Source organism: Paracoccus pacificus (assembly GCF_042680785.1).
GTDB classification, from domain to species: domain Bacteria; phylum Pseudomonadota; class Alphaproteobacteria; order Rhodobacterales; family Rhodobacteraceae; genus Paracoccus; species Paracoccus pacificus.
This window is the reverse complement of the sequence record NZ_JBHUEN010000016.1, coordinates 60,942-83,064: the sequence shown is the minus strand read 5'-3', so window position 1 is coordinate 83,064 and position 22,123 is coordinate 60,942. Positions and strand designations below refer to the sequence as shown.

The following is a 22,123-nucleotide window of genomic DNA, read 5'->3' as shown; positions in this document are numbered from 1 at the left end:
CTGCCTGCCCGCCGGGTGCGCGCATCATGTGCCGGTCGCAGCGGCCCTGCGCGCCTCGGGTTGCGCATCGTGCATACATAACGTATACAAGATTGAACCCTCAATCCCCGCCCGGCGGAGCCGTTCATGCCTGATGCAGCGACCTATTCCACCGACGCACTTGAGAATATCGTCCGGGACATCTTTCTGCGCGCCGGGTTGTCGGCTCAGCAGGCCGGGCCGGTCGCCGCGGTCATCGTCGCGGGCGAGCGGGACAATTGCAAATCCCACGGGATTTACCGCATCGAGGGCTGTCTGCGCACGCTGGCCGCCGGCAAGGTGCAGCCCAGGGCGGTGCCGGTACTGGCCGAGGATGACGGCACCGCGGTGGTGCGGGTCGACGCGCGGGGCGGCTTTTCACCCGCCGCTTTCGCGCTTGGCGCCCCGGTCCTTGCCGAACGCGCCCACAAGCTGGGGGTCGCCGCGCTGGTGATCAACGATTGCACGCATTTTTCCGCGCTTTGGCCCGAGATCGAGGCGCTGACCGCGCGGGGTTTGGCGGCAATGGCGATGTGCCCCAGCTATTCCTCGGTCGCGCCCTCCGGGGGCACGGCGCCGCTTTTGGGCACCAACCCCTTTGCCTTCGGCTGGCCGCGCGGCGAGGGTCATCCCTATGTCTTCGATTTCGCCACCTCGGTGGTTGCGCGGGGCGAGATCGAATTGCATCGCCGCGCCGGCAAACCGCTGCCCGAGGGCTGGGCGATCGACAGCGACGGGCGGCCGACGACCGATCCGGATGCGGCTCTGGCCGGTGCGATGCTGCCGTTCGGCGGCCATAAGGGGTCGGCCATCTCGACGATGATCGAGCTTCTGGCCGGCTGCATGATCGGCGATATGACCAGCGATGCGGCGCTGGATTACCTTGGCACGACCGCGATCCTGCCGCATCATGGCGAGTTGATCCTTGCCTTCTCGCCGGCGCGTTTCGCCGCCGGCCGCCCCGGCGATCCGTTTGCGCGGGCCGAGGCTTTTCTGGGCGCGATTTCCGGGCAGGGCGCAAGGCTGCCCTCGCAGCGGCGCTTTGCGGCGCGCGCCCGGGTCGCGGCCGAGGGTATTCACCTGAACGCCGATGAGGTGGCGCTGCTGGAACGCCTGCGCGATCCCGGCGGAAGCGTCTGACCGGATCCCCGCCACCCTAGCAGGCATCCCCGCCGCCATCCCCACCGACGGCATTCAGCCGTTCGGCGGCCATATCCGTGACCAGATACCATCCTTGTAGAACAGCGCGTGTTGCAGCGTGGCGGCGATATGGACGGCGATCAGGCCGATCAGGATGAAGGCGCAGGTGACATGGATCGACTGCGCCACCGCCGCCAGCTCGGGTGATTTCGGCAGCCACGTCCCGATCCCCAGCGCGTCCAGCCCTTCGATCGGGAACCGGTCGGCGCGGACCCGGATATAGCCGCTGACCGGCATGATCACCATTAGGGCATAAAGCGCGAAATGTGCGATGCCGGCCGCACGCTTCTGCCATTCGGGCATCGTGTCCGGCAGCGGCGGCGGTTTGTGCCGCAGGCGATAGATCAGCCGGGCGGCGATCAGGAAAAACAGGATCACGCCGGTGTTCTTGTGAAACACGAACAGCGTATCCTGAACCGGCCGGGGCAGGCCCTTCTGCACCATGATCAGACCGGCCGGGATCATCAGCAGAACCAGGGCCGCGATGATCCAGTGCAGCCATCGCGCCGGTCGGCGATAGCCGTTGACGAGATTTGCCATCCGCACATCCTTTCCCCCACCAGCTTATCCCAGTTCGGCCGCCAATCAACGCGGATCATTCGGCTTGACGGATGCCGGTATTGGCATAACGTCGGAGGGATGAGCGATCTGGACCGCCATGCAGGACCTTGCGCAGGCAAATCCGTCCGGGGCCATCGCTCCGGGCGCTTGCCGACCTGCCTTTGCCTTGCGGGGCTGATCGGGGCAGGGGCCTTGATCTGCGTTCTGGTGCTGCTGCGGCCGGGGCTGCCGTGGAGTTTGCATCTCTCGGCGCTGATCGCGCCCTATGTCGCCTTCCTCGCGGTCTGGCTTCTGGTTGCGGGGCTGTTCCGGCGGCACGTTCCGCATGATCGCTTTGGTCCCGCGAATACCGTGACGCTGGTCCGCGCCGCGCTGGTCTGCGGATTGCTGGGGCCGCTCATCTGGGGCGCGGCGGCGGGTTGGGGCGTCGCCCTGACCGGTGCCGTGGCGCTGATGCTGGACGGGGTCGACGGCTGGCTGGCGCGGCGGACGCATCTGGTCTCGGATTTCGGCGCCCGCTTTGATATGGAGGTCGACGCGGCGCTGGGACTGGTCCTGGCGCTCCATGCCTATCGGGGAACCGCCGCCGGGATCGAGGTGCTGGCGCTGGGGATGGTCCGCTATGTCTTTGTCGCGGCGGCGGCGGTCTGGCCGTGGCTTTTGGACCCGCTTCCCGAAAGCCGCCGCCGCAAGGTGATCTGCGTGTTGCAGCTTGCGATACTGGTCCTGTTGCAGGTGCCGGGCCTGTCGGGCGATGCCGCGATCCTGCTGGCCCGGGCGGCACTTGCGGCGGTGCTGTGGTCGTTCTTCGCCGACATCATGTGGCTGCGGGCACGGCGGGGATGAGCTTTGCCGCCCGCCCCGGCACCCTATCCGCTATTCTGGCGGCGCTGCTGGTCCATCTGGCGCTGGTCCTGCCCGCCGATCCGGCGGATCTGAGCCCGTGGGTCTTGCTGCGGTTTCCGCTGGAACTGCCGGCGGTCTTGCTGATCCTGATGGCGACGGGACGCACGCGGGCGCGGCCGGTGGTGCGGCTGGGCGTCACGCTGATCCTGACCTTGCTGGTGGTCCTGAAACTCGCCGATCTGGTGATGAAACAGGTGCTGGGCCGGCCGTTCAACCCGGTCGCCGACCTGTCGCTGACCGACGCTCTGGCCCGGCTGATCGCGGGGTCGTTCGGGGTGGGTGCGGCTGTCGTGTCGGTCGCTTTGGCAGCGGTGTGGCTGCTGGCGGTCGCGGCGCTGTTGTGGTGGGCGACGGGGGTGTGGTCGCGGCTGGCGCTGCCGATCCGCTGGCCGGCCGATCTGGCGCTTGCCTGTGTGGCGCTGATCGTCCTTCAGCTTAGCGGCCGTACTGGCGACTGGCGGCTGCCCCATGGCACTGACGCGACCCGGTTCATGGTCGACCGCGCAGCACTTCTCCGCCGCACGATGGGCGATCTGGCCGCGTTCCGGCAGGTGGCCGCGCGTGATCCGCTGGCCGATGCCCCGGGCCTTCTGGACGCGATCGACCGCGACGTGCTGGTGATTTTCGTCGAAAGCTATGGCCGGACCAGCTATGACAGGCCGTTCTATGCCGGCACGCATCTGGCCACGCTACGCCGGGCCGAGGCCGATCTGGCGCAGACCGGGCTGGCCATGCGCTCGGGTTTTCTGACCTCGCCCACGCGGGGCGGGCAAAGCTGGCTTACCCATACAACCTTCGCCAATGGCCTGTGGGCCGACGACCAGTCCCGCTATCTCGCGGTCCTGTCCAGCGGCCGGCAAAGCCTGTTTCATCAGGCCGAAAGGGCCGGGTTCCGCACCGCGGCAGTGATGCCCGCGATCACCATGCCCTGGCCCGAAGCCGCGCGCATGGGGTTTCAGCGGGTATTCGCGGCGGCTGATCTGGGCTATCGCGGCAAGCCCTTCAACTGGGTCACGATGCCCGACCAGTTCACGCTGGCCGCCACCGACCGGCTGCTGCGGGACGGGCGCGATCCGCGCCGGCTGTTCGCGCAGATCGCGCTGATATCCTCGCATGCGCCATGGGTGCCGGTGCCGGCGTTGGTCGGCTGGGCGGAGGTCGGCGACGGCCGGATTTTCGAGCGGATGGCGGTTGCCGGCGATCCGCCCTCGGTGGTTTGGAAAGACCCGGCGCGGGTGCGCGACCAATACCGCCAGTCCATTGATTACGCTTTACAAACGGTGATGTCCTATGCGGCGCTTCAGGCCAAGGATCCGCCGCTGATGATCGTTCTGGGCGATCATCAGGCGGTGGCCGGAATCGCGCTGGATGACCGGCGCGAGGTGCCGGTGCACGTCATCGGACCGAAGGCTCTGGTCGAACGCACCGCCGCATGGGGCCTGACGCCGGGGCTGATCCCGGCCGCCGATGCGCCGGCCATTCCGATGCAGGATATGCGCGACATGATCTTGCGCACATTCACTGACCCGGACCCGCAGGGGCCCGCAGCCGTCCGCGCTGACGGCGCGGAATCGCCGGCGTGACAGCGCGGTGACCCCTGTAGAGCGCCAGGCCGTTCTGCCGGTGGCGCATGATGGACCGACGTTCCCGGCGGGTGGGGCGCCGGGATAGGGCGCCACCGGGGTGCATGCAACATTTGCATGCTTGTTTGCCCCGCCCCAGCCGTTACTCTGGCCCAAACGGCAGGAGGATCGCGATGCACCCGACCGACTGGACAAGACGCCGGATGCTGGTCGCGGGCGCGGCCGGGGTTGGCGCGGCATCTCTGGGCCTTTCGCCCTCGCGTGCCATGGCGCAAACCCCGGTCAGCCTGCAATTGTCGTGGCTGCACTCGGTCCAGTTCGCCGGCAGCTATATCGCGCAGGACCGGGGCTGGTGGCGGGACGCCGGGCTGGAGGTCAGCCTGTTGCAGGGCGGGCCAAATGCGCCGGTCGAGCCGCCCGTAGTGTCGGGCGCCGCGCTGGTCGGCATATCCGCCGCCGATTACACCGCCGCCGCCGTGGCCGAGGGCGCGCCGTTTCGGATCATCGCCGTAGCGATGCAGAAAAACCCCTTCGTCATCGCCTCGCTGCGGGAGAATCCGGTCAACACGCCCGCCGATCTGGCCGGCAAGCGCATCGGCATGGCGCTGGCCAACACGCCGGTTCTTCAGGCGCTTTGCACGCTGAACAAAGTCGATATCAACGTTATCACCATCGTGCCCACCCAATACGCCGCCCAGCCTCTGGTCGCCGGAGAGGTCGACTGCCTGCTCTGCTGGGAAACCGATCTGCCGGTGGCGATGACCATTCAGGGCATCGCGAACCAGACCATGCTGATGGCCGATTACGGCTATGCGTTGCATTCCCAGACCTATATCGCGACCGAGGACAGCCTTGCGAACCGGCGTGCCGAACTGGTGGCGCTGATGAAGGGGGAACTGCGCGGCTGGGAGGCCTATCATGCCGATACCGACGCGGCCGCCAAGCTGACGCTGGCGATGTTTCCCGATGCGGGTCTGGACCTGCCGACGCAGGAGCTTCAGGCCAAACGTCAGGTGCCGCTGATGTTTTCCGACCTGACCGAACAGCACGGCTTTGGCTGGTGGACGGATGAGGCCGTCGCCGCGAATATCGAAACGCTTGCGCTGCTGGGCCGCAAGGTCACGCCCGATCTGTGGGACCGCTCGGTCCTTGACGAGGTCCATGCCGCCTGATCCGTTCCCCGGCGATCCGCCCGAAATCCGCGCGGCCGGGGTGTCGAAATCCTTCCCCGGCGGGGTCGTGGCCCTGGCCCCGCTTGACCTGACGATCGCGGCCGGCCGGACCACGGCTCTGGTCGGGCCTTCGGGCTGCGGCAAGTCCACGCTTTTACGTCTGATCGCCGGGCTGGAGGTGCCGAGTGCCGGGCGCATCACCATCGGCGGGGTCGATCCGGCGGTAATGCGGCGTGACGGGGCGATCGCGGTCGCGTTTCAGGATCCCGCGCTTTTGCCGTGGCGCACGGTGCGGGGCAATATCGCCCTGGCCTGCAAGCTGGCGCGCCGCCCGATCGATCCGGCGCGGATCGAGCGGCTTATCGCACTGGTCGGGCTGGACGGCTTTGGCGATACCCGGCCAGCCGCGCTCTCCGGCGGCATGCGGCAACGCGCCGCCATCGTCCGCGCGATGATCACCGAACCCCGGGTGCTCTTGCTGGATGAGCCCTTTGGCGCCGTGGACGAACTGACCCGCCGCCAGCTTGCGCTGGACCTGCCGCAGCTTTGGCAGCCGCGCGGCACCACCACGCTGCTGGTCACCCATTCGGTTGACGAGGCGGTTCTGCTGGCCGACCGGGTTCTGGTGCTCTCGCCCCGCCCGGCGCGGATCGTTGCCGATATTCCGGTCGCCCTGCCGTGGCCAAGACCGGCCGAAACCACGACCGCGCCCCGGTTCCACGCCATCGCCGACCGGGTTTCGGCGGCGCTGGCGCAGGGCATGGCGCGGGTCGCCCGATGACCGGGCCGGCCGTCATGACCGGCGCCCCGGACGGACGCGCGATGATCCGCACCATCGTCGCGACCATGACGATCCTGCTGATCTAGGAGGTGACGGCCCGTCTGGTCGCGGCCAGCTTCATCCTTGCCGCGCCGTCCCAGATCATCGGCTGGCTGGCCCGTCACCCGGGGCTGACCGGACGGGCGCTGGCGACGACCTTCGCCAATGCGGCGATCGGTTTCGTGGCGGGAAATCTGGCGGCGATCCTGTTGTCCGCCGTGGCCGCGGTCTGGCCACGCAGCCGGGCAACGATCGCCGGGCTGGCGCTGCTGGTCTTTTGCCTGCCGCTAGTCGCCACCGGCCCGATCCTGCGGGTCCTGCTGGGGCCGGGGAACGGGCCGCAGATCTGGCTGGCGGCGCTTGCCGTCTATTACACGACGCTGGTCCCGCTGATGGTGGGGCTGCGGGCGGTGCCGGCGGTCTGGCTTGATCTGGTGCGCAGCTATGGCCGTGGCCGGCGGGCCGAGCTGATCCATATCCGTGCCCGCGCCGCCTTGCCCTATCTGTTCGCCGGGCTGCAAATTGCCGCGCCCGCCGCATTTCTGGGCGCGATGGTGGGTGAGTTCACCGGGGCCGAGCGTGGGCTTGGCGTCCTGACCATCCGCTTTACCCGCGCCATGGACCTGCCGGCGCTTTGGGCGGTTGCGGTGGTGGCGGCGCTGGTCTCGATCCTGAGCTATGCCGCCTTTGGACGGCTGGCCGAGGCGGTGCTGGACGAAAAGCCGCCGGTGATCCTGTCGCCCCCGCCCGAACCCGACCCTTACGGCTGGCGTGCCGGCTGGCTGGCGGGGCTGGGCCGGGGTGCGCTGATCGCCGCGCTGGCGCTTTTGGTGTGGTGGGGGCTGATGGAGGCGCTGGGCCTGAACCGGTTCTTCGCCAAGCGTCCGGGCGATCTGTTCGAGGCGTTTTTTCTGGCCCCCGATGCGGCGGCGACGCGGGGGGCGTTGCTGGCGGCGCTGGCGCAGACCGGGGTGTACGTCCTGCCGGGCTATCTGGCCGGTCTGGCGCTGGGCGCGGTTCTGGCGATCTTTCTGACCCTGCTGCCCGCGCTGGCCGCCGTGGCCATGCCGGTGGCGGTCGCGCTGCGCGCAATTCCCATTGTCACCACCGCACCCTTGGTCGTTCTGGCGCTTGGGCGGGGTGCTGCGGGCACCATCACGCTGGTCGCGATCATGGTGTTTTTCCCGACCTTCGTCGCCTGCCTGCACGGGCTGCGGCAGGCGCCGGGGCCGATCATGGACCTGTTCGACAGCTATGCCGCCGGCCCCGTCAGCCGGCTGATCCATGTGCGTATCCCGGCCATGCTGCCCGCGTTTTTCGCCGCCGCGAGGATGAGCGTGCCCGCCGCCATCCTTGCCGTCACCGTGGTCGAGTGGCTGGCGACCGGGCGCGGAATCGGCAGTCTGATGGCGCTGTCGGCCTCGGTTTCCGATTATGACATGCTGTGGGCGGCGGTCGTCGTGGTCGCGGTGCTGTCGGCGCTCGGCTATGCCGCGGTCAGCATGATCGAGCGGCGTCTGCTGCGTCTTTATGCCCCCGAACAGGTCACGACATGAGCCATCTGCGCCCCGCCGCCTTCGCCATCCCCGGCGACATCACCACGCTGACCGGCGGCTATATCTATGAGCGTCGCTTGCTGGAGGGGCTGCGCGATCAGGGCCGCGATGTGCTGCATCTGGAACTTCCGGCGGGCTTTCCGGCGCCGGATCCGGCCGACATGGCCACCGCCGTCCGGCAGTTGCAGGACCTGCCCGGGGATCGCGTCCTGATACTCGACGGGCTGGTTTTCGGATCAATCGACACCGCCGGGCTGGCCGGGGTGCGCGCGCCGATCCTTGCCATGATCCACCACCCGCTGGCGCTGGAAAGCGGGCTTGATCCGGCCGACCGGGACCATCTTTACCGGACCGAGCGGGATAATCTGCGCCTTGCCCGTCACGTTCTGGTGCCCAGCCCCCACACGCGCAGGATGCTGACCCAGCATTACGGCGTCGCGCCCGACCGCATCAGCATCGCCCGGCCCGGGGTCGATCCGCCGAGGCTGGCGCCCGCGCCGGTCGTGCCGCCGCTGATCCTGTCGGTCGGGATCCTGCACCCGCGCAAGGGCCATGACATTCTGATCGACAGCCTGTCGCGGATCGCCGATCTGGAGTGGCAGGCGGTGATCGTCGGGCAACCATGGCATGGCGCGCATGCGGGCGATCTTGCCCGCATGGTCCAAAGGCTCGGGCTGTCGGACCGGCTGCGGCTGACCGGCCAGATCCCGGCGGAGGCGCTGCAAACCCTGTTCTCGCAGGCGGCGATTTTCGCGCTTGCAACCCGGTATGAGGGGTATGGCATCGTCTTTGACGAGGCGTTGAGCCACGGTCTGCCCATCGTCAGTTGCGCCACCGGCGCCGTGCCCGATACCGTGCCGGCTGCGGCCCGCGTGCTGGTCCCCCCCGACGATCCGGCGGCTTTCGCCGATGCCCTGCGCGGCCTTCTTGAACGGCCCGATCAGCGTGCGGCGCTGGCCGCCGCCGCGCTTGCCACGCGGCTGACCCGCTGGTCGGATACTGCGCGCGCCGCCGGGGCGGTGCTTGACGGCGCGGATTTCGCCTGATCCGATTGCGCCTGATCCGAGTGCTCCTGTCCGATGACCGCGATCTCGGGGGGCTTGCAGGTTCCGGGGACGGGCATAAGCTGGCCATCCATTCGCGGCTATCCAAAGATGGCCATCGAAAGACGGCATCCAAAGACGGCCATCCAAGAACGGGGGAATTCAGCCTGACCGGCAAGCTCGCCTATAAGATCGACATCGTGGTGATCGGTGGCGGGCAGGCCGGGCTTTCCGCCGCCTATCACCTGCGGCAGGCCGGGCTGACCGGCGGCAAGGGCTTTCTGGTGCTGGACAAATCGCCGACCCCGGGCGGGGCGTGGCAATTCCGCTGGCCCTCGCTGACGATGAAGACCATCAACCGCCTGCATGATCTGCCCGGCATGGGCTTTGCCGAGGTTCTGGACGCCGGTCAGACCGAGGTGCGCGCGGCCGAGGCGGTTCCCGCCTATTTCAGCGCCTACGAGACGCATTTCCAGCTTCCGGTCTATCGTCCGGTGACGGTGCGGCTGGTCTGCGGGCGGGGCGAGCGGCTGCGGATCGAGACCGATCACGAAAGTTTTTCGGCGCGCGGGATCATCAATTGCACCGGCACATGGGATGCGCCGCAAATCCCCTATTACCCCGGCCGGGAACTGTTTCAGGGCCGTCAGATGCATACCCGCGATTACCGGGACGCGAATGAATTTGCCGGAAAGCGGGTCGTGATCGTCGGCGCGGGAATCTCGGCGCTGCAGTTTCTCGATGAGATCTCTCGGGTCGCTCAGGTGATCTGGGTCACCCGCCGTCCGCCCGAATTTCGCGATGCCGCCTTCACGCCCGAGGACGGCCGCGCCGCCGTCGCCCGCGTCGAACAGCGGGTGCGGGCTGGGCTGGTCCCCGGTTCGGTCGTGTCCGTGACCGGCATTCCGCGTTCCCCGGCGATCAACGCGATGGAGGCCCGCGGGGTCCTGAACCGCCAGCCGATGTTTTCCGAGATCACCCCGACCGGCATCCGCTGGCCCGACGGGCACGAGGCGCAGGTGGATGTGATCCTGTGGGCCACCGGGTTTCGCAGCGCGCTTGACCATCTGGCGCCGCTGCAACTGCGCGAGGATAATGGCGGCATCATCATGGCCGGGCGGCTGGCGACGCGGGTGGTCAGGGATCCGCGGGTGCATCTTGTCGGCTACGGCCCCTCGGCCTCGACCATCGGGGCCAACCGGGCCGGCGGGGCTGCCGCGCGCGAGTTGATGGATTATCTGAACCTGCACCCTGCGGCCATGCCCGCGACCAGCAAACAGGAGTAGACCATGCCCGACGACGTCATCGAAAACCCGGCCGAGCACCGCTTTGAACTGGCGCTGGACGGCGAGGATATCGCCGCCGCCTATTACCGGATCGACGAGAACGGCGATGTCGTTCTGACCCATACCGAAGTGCCCTATGCGTATAGCGGTCGCGGCATCGGTACCCGGCTGGCGACCGGCGTGTTCGACCTGATCCGGGCCTCGGGGCGCAAGGCGGTCCTGCGCTGCAGCTTCATGGCGAAATTCTACACGACACATCGCGAATATGACGATATTGTCGTAGGTTAAGAAAAGAATATGATCTTTTTTATCACGATAACGCGGACCGGAACCCCGCGCGGCTGAACATGCCATGCGCCGGGACGGTGCCGTTCCTCGATGTTGTGATGACATGGCCGGCGCCGGGAAAGCGGTCCGGGTTCTGTGCGCATGGCTCTCGCGCCCGGGGGCGGTCCGTGCTATCGGGCGGGGACGGTTGAGCTTGGGCCATTCCGGGAAATCGACATGCGCATTTCGGCCAATCTGGGCTTTCTTTACGGCGCGTTGCCGCAGATCGAACGTATCGCGGCGGCGGCGCGGGATGGCTTTGACGCGGTTGAGTTTCACTGTCCCTATGAGGTGCCGGCGGCCGATCTGGCGGCGGCACTGGCGCAGGCGGGGCTGCCGGGTCTGGGGATCAATACTCGGCCCGGCGATGCCGCCGCCGGCGAATTCGGGCTGGGCGCGGTTCCGGGACGCGAGACCGAGGCCGATGCCTATCTGGACGAGGCGCTGGATTACGCGGCCGCCGCCGGGATCCGCAATATCCATGTGATGGCGGGCAAGGCCAGCGGCGCGGCGGCCGAGCGCAGTTTTGTCCGCCATCTTTCGCGGGGTGCGGCGCGGGCCGAAAATCTGGGCATCACCTTGCTGATCGAGCCGCTGAACAGCGTGGATGTGCCCGGCTATTTTCTGACCGGCACCGATCACGCGCGCCGGATCGTCGAGCAGGTCGGGCGCTCCGCGCTGCGGATCATGTATGATCTTTATCACATGCAGATCATGCAGGGGAACAACATCAACCGCATACGCGCCCTTGGGCCCCTGATCGGGCATCTTCAGATCGCGGCCGTGCCGGGGCGCGCCGAGCCCGACCGGGGCGAGTTGGCGATGGGGCGGGTGCTGCGCGACTGCGGATATACCGGCTTTGTCGGTGCCGAATACCGGCCGACCATACCGCCGGGGGAATGGTTGTCGCGGTTTCGGGAAAGGCTCGAACACTAGGCGCGGGTCTGGCCTTTCCCCCGGCCTTTCCTCCGCGAAACCCCGGTCCTTCCGCCACATCCTGACCGGCGGCCAGGGCGGGCGCGGCGCGGTTTGCGCGCGATTCCTTGCGACAGGCGATTGCGGCCGCCCGGCGCTTGGGCTTCAATGGGTCATCGGAACGACCGACCCCGACAGCAGCGGACCGGCGGTTCCGAACGGCATAATGGCGACGGCCCGAAACAGACGAGGTTAACTATGACGACGCTTTATTATTCCCCCGGCGCGTGTTCGCTGGCGCCTCATATCGTGCTGGAATGGATCGGTGCGCCCTATGAGGCGGTGAAGGTCAAGTTCGGGTCGCCCGAGCTTCTGGCGGTCAATCCCGCCGGCGCCGTGCCGACACTCCGCGAGGATGACGGCTGGCTGCTGACGCAGGCCGGCGCGATTCTGGAATACCTCGCCGCGAAACACCCCGAGGCGGGCCTGTCCGGCGGCGACAGCCTGCACGATCAGGCCGAGGCGCACCGCTGGTCGGCCTTCCTGACCTCGGACATGCACGCCGCCTTCTGGCCGATTTTCCTGTCCGGCCGCTATACCACCGATACCAGCGATGCCGCGAAACAGGCGGTGGTCGAAGCGGGTCAGAAGCTGGTGCGAAAGCAGATGGGCATTCTGAACACGCATCTTGAGGGGCGCGACTGGATATTGGGGCAGGGCGCGGGAAAACGCTCGGTCGTCGACGCCTATGCCTTTCCGATGATCCGCTGGGGGATCAAGGTTCTGCCGGGCGGGCTTGCCGATTTTCCCAATGTGCAGGCGTTGCATGACCGGCTGGCCGCCGATCCGGCCGTGCAAAAGGTGGTCGCCGCGGAAGAAAGCAAGTGACCACGGGCATTCACCACGTCACCGCGATCACCCGCAACGTTCAGAAGAACGTCGATTTCTATGCCGGGTTTCTGGGGTTGCGGCTGGTCAAGCAGACCGGCGGGTTCGAGGATGCCGAGCAGCTTCACCTGTTTTATGGCGATGCGCTTGGCAGTCCCGGCTCGATCATCACCTTTCTGGTCTGGCAGGACGGCGCCCCCGGCCGGGTCGGGCTTGCGCAGGTCAGCGAGATCGCCTTTGCGGTGCCGCCGGCCAGCATCGGCGACTGGCTGCAAAAGGCGATGGCCGCCGGGGTGCCGGTATCCGGCCCGGTGCGGGAACAGGGCGAGACGGTGCTGCGCCTGCGCGACCCCGACGGCATCACCATCAAGCTGGTCGGGGCCGAGCTGCCGGCCGATGCGCCGCTGGATGACCCGAACGCGCCGACCCGGATCCGCGGCGTCACCATTCTGACCGAGGATGCCGAGGCGACGGCGGATTTCGCATCCCGTTTCGGCTATCGCGAGACGCTGCGCGACGGGCCGTTCATCCGCATGGCCTCGGACCGGGATGTGATCGACCTGCGGCAATCGGCCGGTTTCGTGAACGGCGCGCAGGGCACCGGCGTGTTCGATCACGTCGCCTTTCGCGCCCCGGATACCGAGGCGGTGCGCCGGATGCGGATCGACCTTGGAAACGCGGCAGGCGCGACCAACGTCCATGACCGCAAATATTTCCTGTCGCTTTATGTGCGCGAACCTTCGGGCACCTTGTTCGAATATGCGACCGACGCGCCGGGCTTTACCGTCGATGAGGATGCCGACAGCCTTGGCCGGACCCTGATGATCCCGCCCCATGACGCCGACCGCAGCGATGAGTTGCGCGTCAAGCTGCCGCAATTCGCCATGCCGGGCGAGGAAAGGATGCCGATGCGCGATCTGCCCTTCATTCACCGGTTCCACACGCCCGACGACCCCGACGGTTCGGTTATCGTGCTGTTGCACGGCACCGGCGGGGACGAAACCGACCTGATGCCGCTTGCGGCCCAGTTGAACCCGCGCGCAACGCTTTTGGGCGTGCGCGGACGCTCGACCGAGGAAGGCATCAACCGCTGGTTCCGCCGGATCACCCCGGTGACTTATGATCAGGCCGACATCGCCGCCGAGTCCGAGGCTTTCGCGGCCTTTGCCGAAGGTGCGGTGCGCAGCTATGGGCTGGATGCCGCGCGGATGACCTATCTGGGCTATTCCAACGGCGCCAATCTTCTGGGGGCGGTCCTGCGGCTGCAACCCGGCGTGGTCCGCCGCGCGATCCTGCTGCGCGCCGTCGAGGCGCTGGAGGAACCGCCGGCCGCCGATCTGAACGGCACACGGGTGCTGATGATCACCGGCAGCCGCGACCCGTTTGGCAAGATGGCGCCGGCGCTGGAGGCTGCGTTGAAATCCGGCGGGGCCGAGGTGACGGCGCGGGTGGTCAACGCCGGGCATGAGCTTTCGCCCGAGGATCTGGTGGTCGCCCGCGCGTGGATGGCCGCTAGCTGACGACGGGCGCGGGTGTCGGCGGCGGCGCGGGTGTCCGACGCGCGCATCCCGAAACCGTTCGGCAAACCGGAACACCGGGTTTACGGGGACGCGGCTGTCCGTAACGGACCGGGCGGTCTATCTGAGCGGTATGTATGGAAATTGGCCGTACAATCCGGCGTGGATGCGCTAGGCTTTGTGTGATCGTATTCCTGGACGAGGGTTGAAATGTACAATGATCCCCAAACGCGGACCCGGTTGATCCTGCCGTTCATGGCGCGGTTCTACGCCAGCTTTGCCCAGCCCTTGGCCCATTTCGGCCTGCGGGTGACCGTCGGTGCCCTGCTGATCGTCGAGGGGTGGCCGAAAATTCTTTCGCCCTTCGCCATGGCCGGATTTACCGAAGGAATCGGTCTTTATCCGGGCTGGTTCTGGTCGCTGGTGCTGGCGGTCATGCAATTCGTCGGCGGCGTGCTGATCCTTGTGGGGTTTCTGACCCGTCCGGCGGCGCTGGCCAACGGCATCATGCTCGCGGTCACGTTCTGGTTTCACTGGACCCATCCCTACGGTGAGCTGGCCCTGACGCCCGAGGGCATGGCGGCGGCGCAGGCTGCCGGTCAGACCCTGTTCACCGCGGACGGCTTGCGCAACCTTGCCGCGGATGGCGGCGCGGTCTTTCTGGAGCAGGTGCAGTTCAAGGCCGAGGGTCTTTCGGCGCTGTGGACGGTCGCGGCGCTGTTTCTGGCCGCTTGGGGCGCGGGGCCGTTGTCGGTCGACCGCACCATTCTGAAACGCGAATTCTAAGGAGCGAAACGACATGTCCGAGGTTAAAATCACCCGCGAGGATCACGGCGACAGCGGCCGTTACGTCGCGCATATCGACGGGATCGCGGCCGAGGGCGAGATCACCTTCACCAAGCCGGCGCCCGGCATCCTCAGCGCCAACCACACCGGCGTCCCCGAGGAGATGAGCGGCAAGGGCGTGGCCAACGCGCTGCTGAACTTCCTGCTGGACGATGCGCGCAAGAACGGTTTCCGCATCATTCCGGTCTGCCCCTTCATCCGCAAGCAATACGCGCGGCATCCGGAATGGTCCGACCTGTTCACCACCAAGCCCGGCGAAGATCCCTGATGGGACAGCTTGTCGACGGGGTGTGGCACGACACCTGGTATGATACCAAAAGCACCGGCGGGCGGTTCCAGCGCAGCACCACCGCGTGGCGGAACTGGATCACCCCGGACGGCGCGCCGGGACCGACGGGCGAGGGCGGGTTCGCGGCCGAAAGCGGACGCTATCACCTGTATGTCTGCCTCGCCTGCCCTTGGGCACATCGGACGCTGATCTACCGGGCGCTGAAGGACCTGACAGCACATATCGGTATCTCGACCGTGCATCCCGACATGCTGGCCGAGGGGTGGGAATTCCGCACCGATTTTCCGGGCGCCACCGGCGACCGGCTGTTCGGCCTGCCGTACCTGCGCGACATCTATCTGCGCGCCGACCCGCATGCGTCGGGCCGGGTCACGGTGCCGGTGCTGTGGGACAGGGAACGGAACACCATCGTCAGCAACGAAAGCGCCGAAATCATCCGCATGCTGAATTCGGCCTTCGACGGGCTGACCGGCAACCGGCTGGATTTCTATCCCTCGGATCTGCGGCCCCGGATCGACGCGCTGAACAACCGCATCTACGACACCGTGAACAACGGCGTCTACAAGGCCGGTTTCGCGACCACCCAGAAAGCCTATGACGAGGCGGTGCATCCCCTGTTCGACAGTCTCGACTGGCTCGAGGAGATTCTGGGCCGCAACCGCTATCTGACCGGCGACCGGCTGACCGAGGCGGATTGGCGGCTGTTCACCACCGCGCTGCGCTTTGATCTGGTCTATCACACGCATTTCAAGTGCAACCGCAAATGGCTGCGTGAATATCCGAACCTCTGGGGCTGGACGCGCGAGCTGTATCAGATCCCCGGTGTGGCCGAGACGGTCAATTTCGACCATATCGTCCGGCATTACCATTACAGTCACGAAACGATTAACCCGTTCCGCATCATTCCGATCAACCCGGTGATCGACTGGGCTGAGCCGCACGGGCGGGGATAGGCGAAGGCGGCAAGGCGGCCTGCGGGCCGTCAGGGTTTCATCCGCAGGGCGCTTCCTCGTCGGGCTGCGCGGTGGCAGGCGGCGGGGTCCGGCCGCCCCGGTTCGTCAGGGGCTCGGGCACCGGGTTGGTCAGAAGCTGGTCGCGCCCGGCCATCATCCCGCCCTGGGTCTGCTCGATCAGCCGGTCGGCGTCGCGGCGGCGGATATCGGCCAGCGTTTCATCAACCGTGGCATCGGAGCAGCCGAGGACGCGCAGACCCTCGGCCCCCATCAGATAGGCCGATTCCACCGTCTCGCGGATTTCGTAGTCCACGCCGGCGCGACGCAGCTCCATCGAGTGGCCGCGGTCATAGCTGCGGACCAGAAGGCTGGCCTGCGGGAATTCGTGCTGAGCCAGTTCGACGATCTGGTTCGCCGCCTTGCGGTCATCGACACAGATCATGATCACCTCGGCATCCGCAGCACCCGAGTTGCGCAGGATGTCAAGGCGCCGGCCGTCGCCGTAATAGACCTTGAAGCCCCAGCGTTCGGCCTCGCGGATCCGGTCGGGGTCGTTCTCGATCACGGAAACCTCGACCCCCTGCGCCAGCAAGAGTTGCAGCGCGATCTGGCCGAAGCGGCCAAAGCCGATCACCAGCACCCGCCCGCGCAGATCGCTGGCCGGCTCGACCCCGTCCATCGAGCTTTCCTCTTTCAACAGCCGGTCCGCGGCCATCTGGATCAGCGGCGTGAAGGCCATCGACAGGATAACGACGCTGGAAAAGATCGCCGAGTCCCGCGCCGCGATCAGCCCGTCGCCTTGCGCCGCGGTGTAAAGGACAAAGGCGAATTCGCCGCCCTGAGCGAACAGCGCGGTTCGGTGCAATGCCGCGATATTGGTGCTGCCGAAGGCGCGTGCGACGATATAGATGGCGATGGCTTTGACGACCACATAGACCGCCAGCATGCTCAGCAGCAGCGGCCATTCGGCGGCGACGATGCGCAGGTCCAGCGACATGCCGACGGCCATGAAGAACAGCCCCATCAGCAGACCGCGAAACGGCTCGATGTCGCTTTCGATCTGGTGGCGGTAGCTGGAGCCCGACAGCATCACCCCGGCAAGGAAAGCGCCCATCGCCATCGACAGCCCGACCTCTTCCATCAGCAGCGCCGCGCCAAGCACGACCAGCAGCGCCCCCGCCGTCAGCACCTCGCGCGCCCGCGCCCGCGCCAGAAGCGCGAAGAACGGATCAAGCAGCCATCGCCCCACCACCAGCAGGATCGCAAGCCCGGCCAGCGGCAACAGGATCGCCTCGATCCCGCCCTCGGTCTCGGTCGGGGAAAGAAAGGCGACAAGCGCCAGCAGCGGCACGATCATCAGATCCTCGAACAGCAGGATCGAGACCGATTTCTGCCCCTCGGCACTGGCCAGCTCGCCCCGGTCGGCCAGCGTCGACATGATCACCGCCGTCGAGGACAAAACGAAGCCCGAACCGGCGACGAAGGCGGCGATCCACGGCAGGCCGAAGATCAGGTGCCCGGCCGTGGTCAAAAGCGCGATGGCGACCAGAACCTGCGCAAGCCCCAGCCCGAATATCTGACCGCGCATGGTCCACAGCTTTTGCGGCCGCAGTTCCAGCCCGATGATGAACAGAAACATCACCACGCCGAGTTCGGAGAAATGCAGGATCACCTCGGGATCGGAAAAAAGCCCGATGATCGACGGGCCGACGATCGCGCCCGCCGCGAAATAGCCAAGGACCGCGCCCAGCCCCAACCGCCGGAACAGCGGCACCGCCAGCACCGCGGCCCCCATCAGAACCACGACAGGCCCGATCGTCGGTGCCAAGCCCTCGGTCGCCATCGCGATTCTCCCTTTCCTGCTTCCCGTCGATTGTTCGCGCGCGCCGACCCGGTGGCAAGTGCGCCGTTCAGCGGACCCTAAGGCGGTCAGCCGCGCCCCAGATACCGCGCATAGCCGGCGATGAGATCGCGCAGTGCCTCGCGGGTTTTGTCATCGGTCAGGTTGCCGTCAGCATCGAAAAGCCCCGAGGCGCGGGACACCATCATCCGCCCGTCGGTCCACAGATGCGTGCCAAGGGTGCGCAGGACCGGCAGCCATTGCGATTGCGACAGGATCGTGCCGAACCCGCTGGGCGATGCGCCGATCAGGGCGACCGGCTTGTCGACGAACATTTTCAGCCCCGGACCGCGCGACATCCAGTCGATGGCGTTCTTGAACACGCCGGGAATGCCGTTGTTGTACTCGGGCGTCACCAGCAGCAGCCCGTCGGCCGCGTCGAGTTCCTGTTGCAGCGTGACCACCGCAGGCGGCAGGCCCGATGCGGCCTCGGCATCGGCGTTGTAAAGCGGGACCTGATGAATGTCGCCGATCCTGATGGTGACGCCGTCGGGTGTCGATTCCGCGGCCGCGCGCAGCAATCCCGCATTGTACGACCCCCGCCGCAAGCTGCCTGATAGTCCGAGAATCGTGGTCATCGGCGCCCCCTTCGTGCACGGTCCCCCGATACTGCCGGTTTTTCGGGCGTGCTCAACCCATCATTGCATTGCGGGTGAGGGGTGCTGAACGTGCGCTGCTGGGCAGGGTGATGTTGGTCGGGCGCGTTCGGGAATTGCGAACGGCGCGCAAAGCTGCCAGCATCGCGTTATGCGCTATAACCTTGATGAGATGGAAACCTTCCTGACGGTGATGGAGCTTGGCACCGTCACCGCGACGGCGGCGCGGCTGAACCTGTCGAAGTCGGTGGTCTCGAAACGCATCTCGGATTTCGAGGCGCGGATTGGCACGGCGCTGTTTCGCCGCAATGCCGGCCGCATCATGCCGACCGAGGCGGCGGCGCGGTTGGCCGAGCGGCTGCGACCGGCGATGACCGAACTTGTCTCGGCCACCGAAAGCGCGGCATGGGGCATGGACGGGGCGGCATCGCTGGCCGGAACGCTGGCCATCGCCGCGCCGATGAGCTTTGGCACCATGTATCTGGGCCCGATCCTCGCCCGCTTCGCCGCCGCCAATCCGGCGCTGGAGCTTCGGGTCGAGTTCGATGACCGGATGCGCGATCTGGCGCGCGAGGGCTTCGACATCGGCATCCGGGTGGGCGAGCCCCGGGACGGTGCGCTGATCGCCAAAAAGCTGCGTGACGACCGGCAAGTCGTGGTGGCAAGTCCCGACTATCTGGCGCGTTTCGGCATACCGCGCACGCTTGCCGACCTGAGCGGGCATCAGGTGATCAGCTATTCGCACCTGTCCGACGCCCAGCTTTGGCAATTCCGGCAGGACGGCCGCTTCGTGTCGCCTCGGACCGCCGGCAGACTGATCCTGAACAATGGCGAGGCGATGCGCGACATGGCCATCGGCGGGCTGGGTCTGGCCATGCTGCCGGGGTTCATCGCCATGCCCGCATTGCGCGATGGTCGCCTGCAAGAGGTCCTTTCCCATATGGAGACCCGCGAGATGCCGGTGATGGCGGTCTGGCCGCCGGTGAAACCGATGCCCGCCAAGCTGCGCGCGCTGATCGACCATCTGGTGGCGGAACTGTCCGAGGCCGCGCCGTGGAGTTAAACCTTCGCGACAGGCGGCATGGATCCATGGCTCGCTGACGCTGCCCGCCGACCCCAGCCGCCGACGCTAGCCCTCGGCCCAGTCCAGCACGACCTTTCCGGCCTCACCCGCGCGCATCGCGGCAAAGCCCGCCTCAAATTCGTCGATCGGCAGGCGATGGGTGATCAGCGGGGTCAGGTCCAGCCCGGATTGGACAAGGCCGATCATCTTGTACCAGGTCTCATACATCTCGCGGCCATAGATGCCTTTCAGGGTCAGCATCTTGAAGATGACCTTGTTCCAGTCGATTTCAAAGCCGGTGGGCGCGATGCCCAGAATGGCGATCTTGCCGCCGTTGTTCATCACGTCGATCATCTGGCGAAAGGCGGGCGCGGCGCCCGACATTTCCAGACCGATGTCGAAACCTTCGGTCATGCCGATCCGGGCCATGACCTCGCGCAGGTCTTCCTTGCTGGTGTCGATGGCGTTTTCCAGCCCCATCCGCCGCGCCAGATCCAGCCGCACCGGGTTGATGTCGGTGATGACCACCTTGCGGGCGCCGGCCCGCTCTGCGACCAGCGCGCCCATGATCCCGATCGGGCCTGCGCCGGTGACCAGCACATCCTCACCGACCGAGTCAAAGCTGAGCGCCGTGTGGACCGCATTGCCGAAGGGATCGAAGATCGCCGCGATCTCGTCGGGCACGTCGTCCGGGATCAGCACCACGTTGCTTTCGGGCAGGCACAGATATTCCGCGAAGGAACCGGCGCGCTGGACGCCGACGCCAAGGGTGTTGCGGCACAGATGGCCGCGCCCGGCCCGGCAGTTGCGGCAGGCGCCGCAGGTGATATGCCCCTCGCCCGAGACACGCTGACCGGGCTGAAAGCGGGTGACGTTGCTGCCGACATCGGCGATGACGCCCGAAAACTCGTGCCCCGTGACCAGCGGCACCGGCACGGTTTTCGCGGCCCAGGCGTCCCAGTTCCAGATATGGACGTCGGTGCCGCAGATCGCGCTTTTGCCGACCCGGATCAGCACCTCGTTCGGGCCCGGTTCCGGCACCGGCACCTGTTCCATCCACAGGCCCGGCTCGGGGCGCGATTTCACCAGCGCCTTCATCATGTTGCTCATGCGATCACCTTCAACTCGCGGCCGGTTTCAATGAAGGCGGCGATGGCGGCGGTCAGGTCGGCCTCGCCGTGCGCCGCCGACATCTGGGTGCGGATGCGCGCCTGACCGCGCGGCACGACGGGGAAGGAAAAGGCGGTGACATAGACGCCCTTTTCCATCATCCGGGCGGCGAATTCACCCGCCAGATGCGCGTCGCCCAGCATGACGGGAATGATCGGATGGCCGGCACCGGCCAGCGTGAACCCCGCCGCCCCCATCTCGGCCCGGAACCGCGCCGCATTCATATCCAGCCGCGCGCGCAGATCGTCGCCCGCCTCGATCAGGTCCAGCGCGGTCAGCGAGGCGCCGGCGATCACCGGCGCCAGCGTGTTCGAGAACAGATAGGGCCGCGACCGCTGGCGCAGCATCTCGATCACCGGGGCGGGCCCGGCGACATAGCCGCCCGAGGCGCCGCCAAGCGCCTTGCCCAGCGTGCCGGTCAGGATCGCGACCCGGCCTTCGACGCCGGTCAGCGCCGGGGTGCCGCGCCCGCCCGGTCCGGTCAGCCCGACCGCATGGCTGTCATCGACCACGACGGTGGCGTCGTATTTCTCGGCCAGATCGCAGATCGCCGGCAGGTCGGCGATGACCCCGTCCATCGAAAACACGCCGTCGGTCACGATCAGCCGGTTGCGCGCGTCCTTCGCGGCGATCAGCGCGGCTTCCAGTTCGGCCATGTCGTTATTGGCATAGCGGTGGCGCTGCGCCTTGCACAACCGCACCCCGTCGATGATCGAGGCATGGTTTAGCGCATCCGAGATGATCGCGTCCTCAGGCCCCAGAATGGTCTCGAACAGTCCGGTATTGGCGTCGAAACACGAGGAAAACAGGATCGCATCGTCTTTGCCGAGAAACCCGGCGATCCGCGCCTCCAGCGCCTTGTGCTCCTCTTGCGTACCGCAGATGAAGCGGACCGAGGCCATGCCATAGCCGTAACGGTCCAGCGCCGCATGGCCGGCGGCGATCAGGCCCGGGTGATCGGCGAGGCCAAGATAATTGTTGGCGCAGAAATTCAGCACCTCCTTGCCCGGCTGCACATCGATGCGACCGGCCTGCATCGAGGTGATGACGCGTTCGCGTTTGAACAGCCCGTCGGCTTCGATCTGCTGCAATTCGGCACTGAGGCGGTCGGTCAGGGACATGGGCGCTCCGTTCATTCGGGGGTCGGGCGGTTGATGGGTCTGAGGTTATCACCAGATCGCGAGGGGTGAAATCCGGGTTGCCGGCGGTTCGGCAGAGGACGCCGCGGTTTTGCGAGGACAGACGGCCGGTCGGGCGCGGCAAATGGTGTGGCGCCCGGGTGCCGGTGTTGACGGGTGCGGTGTTCCTGATCGGATGCAGCGACGCCCGCAGGCACCGCCCGGCACGTCGGTGCCCGTCCAGGTCGAGGGCCGTGCGGGTCATGGGCCGTGCCTGTGCCATGTGGCGCGGCGCCGCCGGTCATGCCGGTCCCCGGGGGGCCGAGCGATCCGGCCGCAGGAACAATCACCATCCGGGGCGGGTACGACAGCATCACTTCGCGCGAAGGGCTCGGT

General features: G+C 67.0%; 20 protein-coding genes and 1 pseudogene. 16 read left to right on the top strand and 5 right to left on the bottom strand.

Annotated elements, in window-relative coordinates:
- Positions 1 to 126: 126 nt before the first annotated feature.
- Positions 127 to 1,158: an Ldh family oxidoreductase gene (locus ACFSCT_RS05905; protein ID WP_379140936.1), complete on the top strand. Its 1,032-nt coding sequence runs from the start codon at positions 127 to 129 to the stop codon at positions 1,156 to 1,158.
- A 54-nt stretch (positions 1,159 to 1,212) separates the two neighbouring features.
- Here the strand turns inward: ACFSCT_RS05905 and ACFSCT_RS05900 are convergent, their stop codons facing one another.
- Complete coding sequence (locus ACFSCT_RS05900; protein ID WP_379140934.1) at positions 1,213 to 1,758, bottom strand: cytochrome b; 546 nt, start codon at positions 1,756 to 1,758, stop codon at positions 1,213 to 1,215.
- A gap of 99 nt (positions 1,759 to 1,857) precedes the next feature.
- On the opposite strand from ACFSCT_RS05900, the gene ACFSCT_RS05895 reads away from it, so the two are divergent.
- The 14 genes and pseudogenes from ACFSCT_RS05895 (at position 1,858) to ACFSCT_RS05830 (ending at position 15,880) form a co-directional block, all read left to right on the top strand.
- The gene (locus ACFSCT_RS05895; RefSeq protein ID WP_379140933.1) at positions 1,858 to 2,625 is read left to right on the top strand and encodes a CDP-alcohol phosphatidyltransferase family protein; all 768 of its coding nucleotides are present in this window, start codon (positions 1,858 to 1,860) and stop codon (positions 2,623 to 2,625) included.
- Positions 2,622 to 4,268 (top strand): sulfatase-like hydrolase/transferase, encoded by a 1,647-nt coding sequence (locus ACFSCT_RS05890; protein WP_379140931.1) that lies wholly within the window; start codon positions 2,622 to 2,624, stop codon positions 4,266 to 4,268. The genes ACFSCT_RS05895 and ACFSCT_RS05890 overlap by 4 nt, the downstream gene beginning before the upstream one ends.
- 173 nt (positions 4,269 to 4,441) lie before the next feature.
- A complete protein-coding gene (locus ACFSCT_RS05885; protein WP_379140930.1) occupies positions 4,442 to 5,440 on the top strand; it encodes an ABC transporter substrate-binding protein in 999 nt (332 codons plus the stop codon).
- Positions 5,441 to 5,543: 103 nt separating this feature from the next.
- Positions 5,544 to 6,221, top strand: a pseudogene (locus ACFSCT_RS05880) (ABC transporter ATP-binding protein); the annotation flags it as partial.
- An 89-nt stretch (positions 6,222 to 6,310) separates the two neighbouring features.
- Positions 6,311 to 7,816, top strand: a complete 1,506-nt coding sequence (locus tag ACFSCT_RS05875) for an ABC transporter permease (RefSeq protein ID WP_379140926.1) — start codon at positions 6,311 to 6,313, stop codon at positions 7,814 to 7,816.
- The gene (locus ACFSCT_RS05870; protein ID WP_379140924.1) at positions 7,813 to 8,862 is read left to right on the top strand and encodes a glycosyltransferase family 4 protein; all 1,050 of its coding nucleotides are present in this window, start codon (positions 7,813 to 7,815) and stop codon (positions 8,860 to 8,862) included. The genes ACFSCT_RS05875 and ACFSCT_RS05870 overlap by 4 nt, the downstream gene beginning before the upstream one ends.
- Before the next feature lie 20 nt (positions 8,863 to 8,882).
- A complete protein-coding gene (locus tag ACFSCT_RS05865; protein ID WP_379140922.1) occupies positions 8,883 to 10,145 on the top strand; it encodes an NAD(P)-binding domain-containing protein in 1,263 nt (420 codons plus the stop codon).
- A 3-nt stretch (positions 10,146 to 10,148) separates the two neighbouring features.
- Positions 10,149 to 10,433 carry a GNAT family N-acetyltransferase gene (locus ACFSCT_RS05860; protein ID WP_379140921.1) on the top strand — a complete coding sequence of 95 codons (285 nt, stop codon included), beginning with the start codon at positions 10,149 to 10,151 and terminating at the stop codon, positions 10,431 to 10,433.
- A 141-nt stretch (positions 10,434 to 10,574) separates the two neighbouring features.
- Positions 10,575 to 11,408 (top strand): hydroxypyruvate isomerase family protein, encoded by an 834-nt coding sequence (locus ACFSCT_RS05855; RefSeq protein WP_379140919.1) that lies wholly within the window; start codon positions 10,575 to 10,577, stop codon positions 11,406 to 11,408.
- 237 nt (positions 11,409 to 11,645) lie between these two features.
- The gene (locus ACFSCT_RS05850) at positions 11,646 to 12,275 is read left to right on the top strand and encodes a glutathione S-transferase family protein (RefSeq protein ID WP_379140918.1); all 630 of its coding nucleotides are present in this window, start codon (positions 11,646 to 11,648) and stop codon (positions 12,273 to 12,275) included.
- Positions 12,272 to 13,795, top strand: coding sequence for a VOC family protein (locus tag ACFSCT_RS05845; protein ID WP_379140916.1), 1,524 nt, complete (start codon positions 12,272 to 12,274; stop codon positions 13,793 to 13,795). The genes ACFSCT_RS05850 and ACFSCT_RS05845 overlap by 4 nt, the downstream gene beginning before the upstream one ends.
- Positions 13,796 to 14,002: 207 nt before the next feature.
- On the top strand, positions 14,003 to 14,578 hold the full coding sequence (locus tag ACFSCT_RS05840) for a DoxX family protein (protein WP_379140913.1): 576 nt from the start codon (positions 14,003 to 14,005) through the stop codon (positions 14,576 to 14,578).
- A gap of 13 nt (positions 14,579 to 14,591) precedes the next feature.
- Positions 14,592 to 14,906, top strand: a complete 315-nt coding sequence (locus ACFSCT_RS05835; RefSeq protein WP_379140911.1) for a GNAT family N-acetyltransferase — start codon at positions 14,592 to 14,594, stop codon at positions 14,904 to 14,906.
- Positions 14,906 to 15,880 (top strand): glutathione S-transferase family protein, encoded by a 975-nt coding sequence (locus ACFSCT_RS05830; RefSeq protein WP_379140909.1) that lies wholly within the window; start codon positions 14,906 to 14,908, stop codon positions 15,878 to 15,880. The genes ACFSCT_RS05835 and ACFSCT_RS05830 overlap by 1 nt, the downstream gene beginning before the upstream one ends.
- A 37-nt stretch (positions 15,881 to 15,917) precedes the next feature.
- On the opposite strand, the gene ACFSCT_RS05825 is transcribed toward ACFSCT_RS05830, so the two are convergent.
- Together ACFSCT_RS05825 and ACFSCT_RS05820 are read right to left on the bottom strand one after the other, a co-directional pair.
- Entirely contained in the window at positions 15,918 to 17,723 is a 1,806-nt protein-coding gene (locus tag ACFSCT_RS05825) for a monovalent cation:proton antiporter-2 (CPA2) family protein (protein WP_379140907.1), read from the bottom strand.
- An 86-nt stretch (positions 17,724 to 17,809) separates the two neighbouring features.
- Positions 17,810 to 18,358 (bottom strand): NADPH-dependent FMN reductase, encoded by a 549-nt coding sequence (locus ACFSCT_RS05820; protein WP_379140906.1) that lies wholly within the window; start codon positions 18,356 to 18,358, stop codon positions 17,810 to 17,812.
- 169 nt (positions 18,359 to 18,527) lie between these two features.
- On the opposite strand from ACFSCT_RS05820, the gene ACFSCT_RS05815 reads away from it, so the two are divergent.
- A complete protein-coding gene (locus tag ACFSCT_RS05815; RefSeq protein ID WP_379140904.1) occupies positions 18,528 to 19,439 on the top strand; it encodes a LysR family transcriptional regulator in 912 nt (303 codons plus the stop codon).
- A gap of 66 nt (positions 19,440 to 19,505) precedes the next feature.
- On the opposite strand, the gene tdh is transcribed toward ACFSCT_RS05815, so the two are convergent.
- Positions 19,506 to 20,537 (bottom strand): L-threonine 3-dehydrogenase, encoded by a 1,032-nt coding sequence (gene tdh, locus ACFSCT_RS05810; protein ID WP_379141104.1) that lies wholly within the window; start codon positions 20,535 to 20,537, stop codon positions 19,506 to 19,508.
- Between the two features lie 8 nt (positions 20,538 to 20,545).
- Positions 20,546 to 21,730, bottom strand: coding sequence for a glycine C-acetyltransferase (locus tag ACFSCT_RS05805; protein ID WP_379140902.1), 1,185 nt, complete (start codon positions 21,728 to 21,730; stop codon positions 20,546 to 20,548).
- Positions 21,731 to 22,123 lie beyond the last annotated feature (393 nt).

Coding starts and splice junctions, on each gene's coding strand:
- ACFSCT_RS05905 (WP_379140936.1), top strand. CDS start 127: ATGCCTGATGCAGCGACCTATTCCACCGACGCACTTGAGAATATCGTC.
- ACFSCT_RS05900 (WP_379140934.1), bottom strand. CDS start 1,758: ATGGCAAATCTCGTCAACGGCTATCGCCGACCGGCGCGATGGCTGCAC.
- ACFSCT_RS05895 (WP_379140933.1), top strand. CDS start 1,858: ATGAGCGATCTGGACCGCCATGCAGGACCTTGCGCAGGCAAATCCGTC.
- ACFSCT_RS05890 (WP_379140931.1), top strand. CDS start 2,622: ATGAGCTTTGCCGCCCGCCCCGGCACCCTATCCGCTATTCTGGCGGCG.
- ACFSCT_RS05885 (WP_379140930.1), top strand. CDS start 4,442: ATGCACCCGACCGACTGGACAAGACGCCGGATGCTGGTCGCGGGCGCG.
- ACFSCT_RS05870 (WP_379140924.1), top strand. CDS start 7,813: ATGAGCCATCTGCGCCCCGCCGCCTTCGCCATCCCCGGCGACATCACC.
- ACFSCT_RS05860 (WP_379140921.1), top strand. CDS start 10,149: ATGCCCGACGACGTCATCGAAAACCCGGCCGAGCACCGCTTTGAACTG.
- ACFSCT_RS05855 (WP_379140919.1), top strand. CDS start 10,575: ATGGCTCTCGCGCCCGGGGGCGGTCCGTGCTATCGGGCGGGGACGGTT.
- ACFSCT_RS05850 (WP_379140918.1), top strand. CDS start 11,646: ATGACGACGCTTTATTATTCCCCCGGCGCGTGTTCGCTGGCGCCTCAT.
- ACFSCT_RS05840 (WP_379140913.1), top strand. CDS start 14,003: ATGTACAATGATCCCCAAACGCGGACCCGGTTGATCCTGCCGTTCATG.
- ACFSCT_RS05835 (WP_379140911.1), top strand. CDS start 14,592: ATGTCCGAGGTTAAAATCACCCGCGAGGATCACGGCGACAGCGGCCGT.
- ACFSCT_RS05830 (WP_379140909.1), top strand. CDS start 14,906: ATGGGACAGCTTGTCGACGGGGTGTGGCACGACACCTGGTATGATACC.
- ACFSCT_RS05825 (WP_379140907.1), bottom strand. CDS start 17,723: ATGGCGACCGAGGGCTTGGCACCGACGATCGGGCCTGTCGTGGTTCTG.
- ACFSCT_RS05820 (WP_379140906.1), bottom strand. CDS start 18,358: ATGACCACGATTCTCGGACTATCAGGCAGCTTGCGGCGGGGGTCGTAC.
- ACFSCT_RS05815 (WP_379140904.1), top strand. CDS start 18,528: ATGCGCTATAACCTTGATGAGATGGAAACCTTCCTGACGGTGATGGAG.
- tdh (WP_379141104.1), bottom strand. CDS start 20,537: ATGAAGGCGCTGGTGAAATCGCGCCCCGAGCCGGGCCTGTGGATGGAA.
- ACFSCT_RS05805 (WP_379140902.1), bottom strand. CDS start 21,730: ATGTCCCTGACCGACCGCCTCAGTGCCGAATTGCAGCAGATCGAAGCC.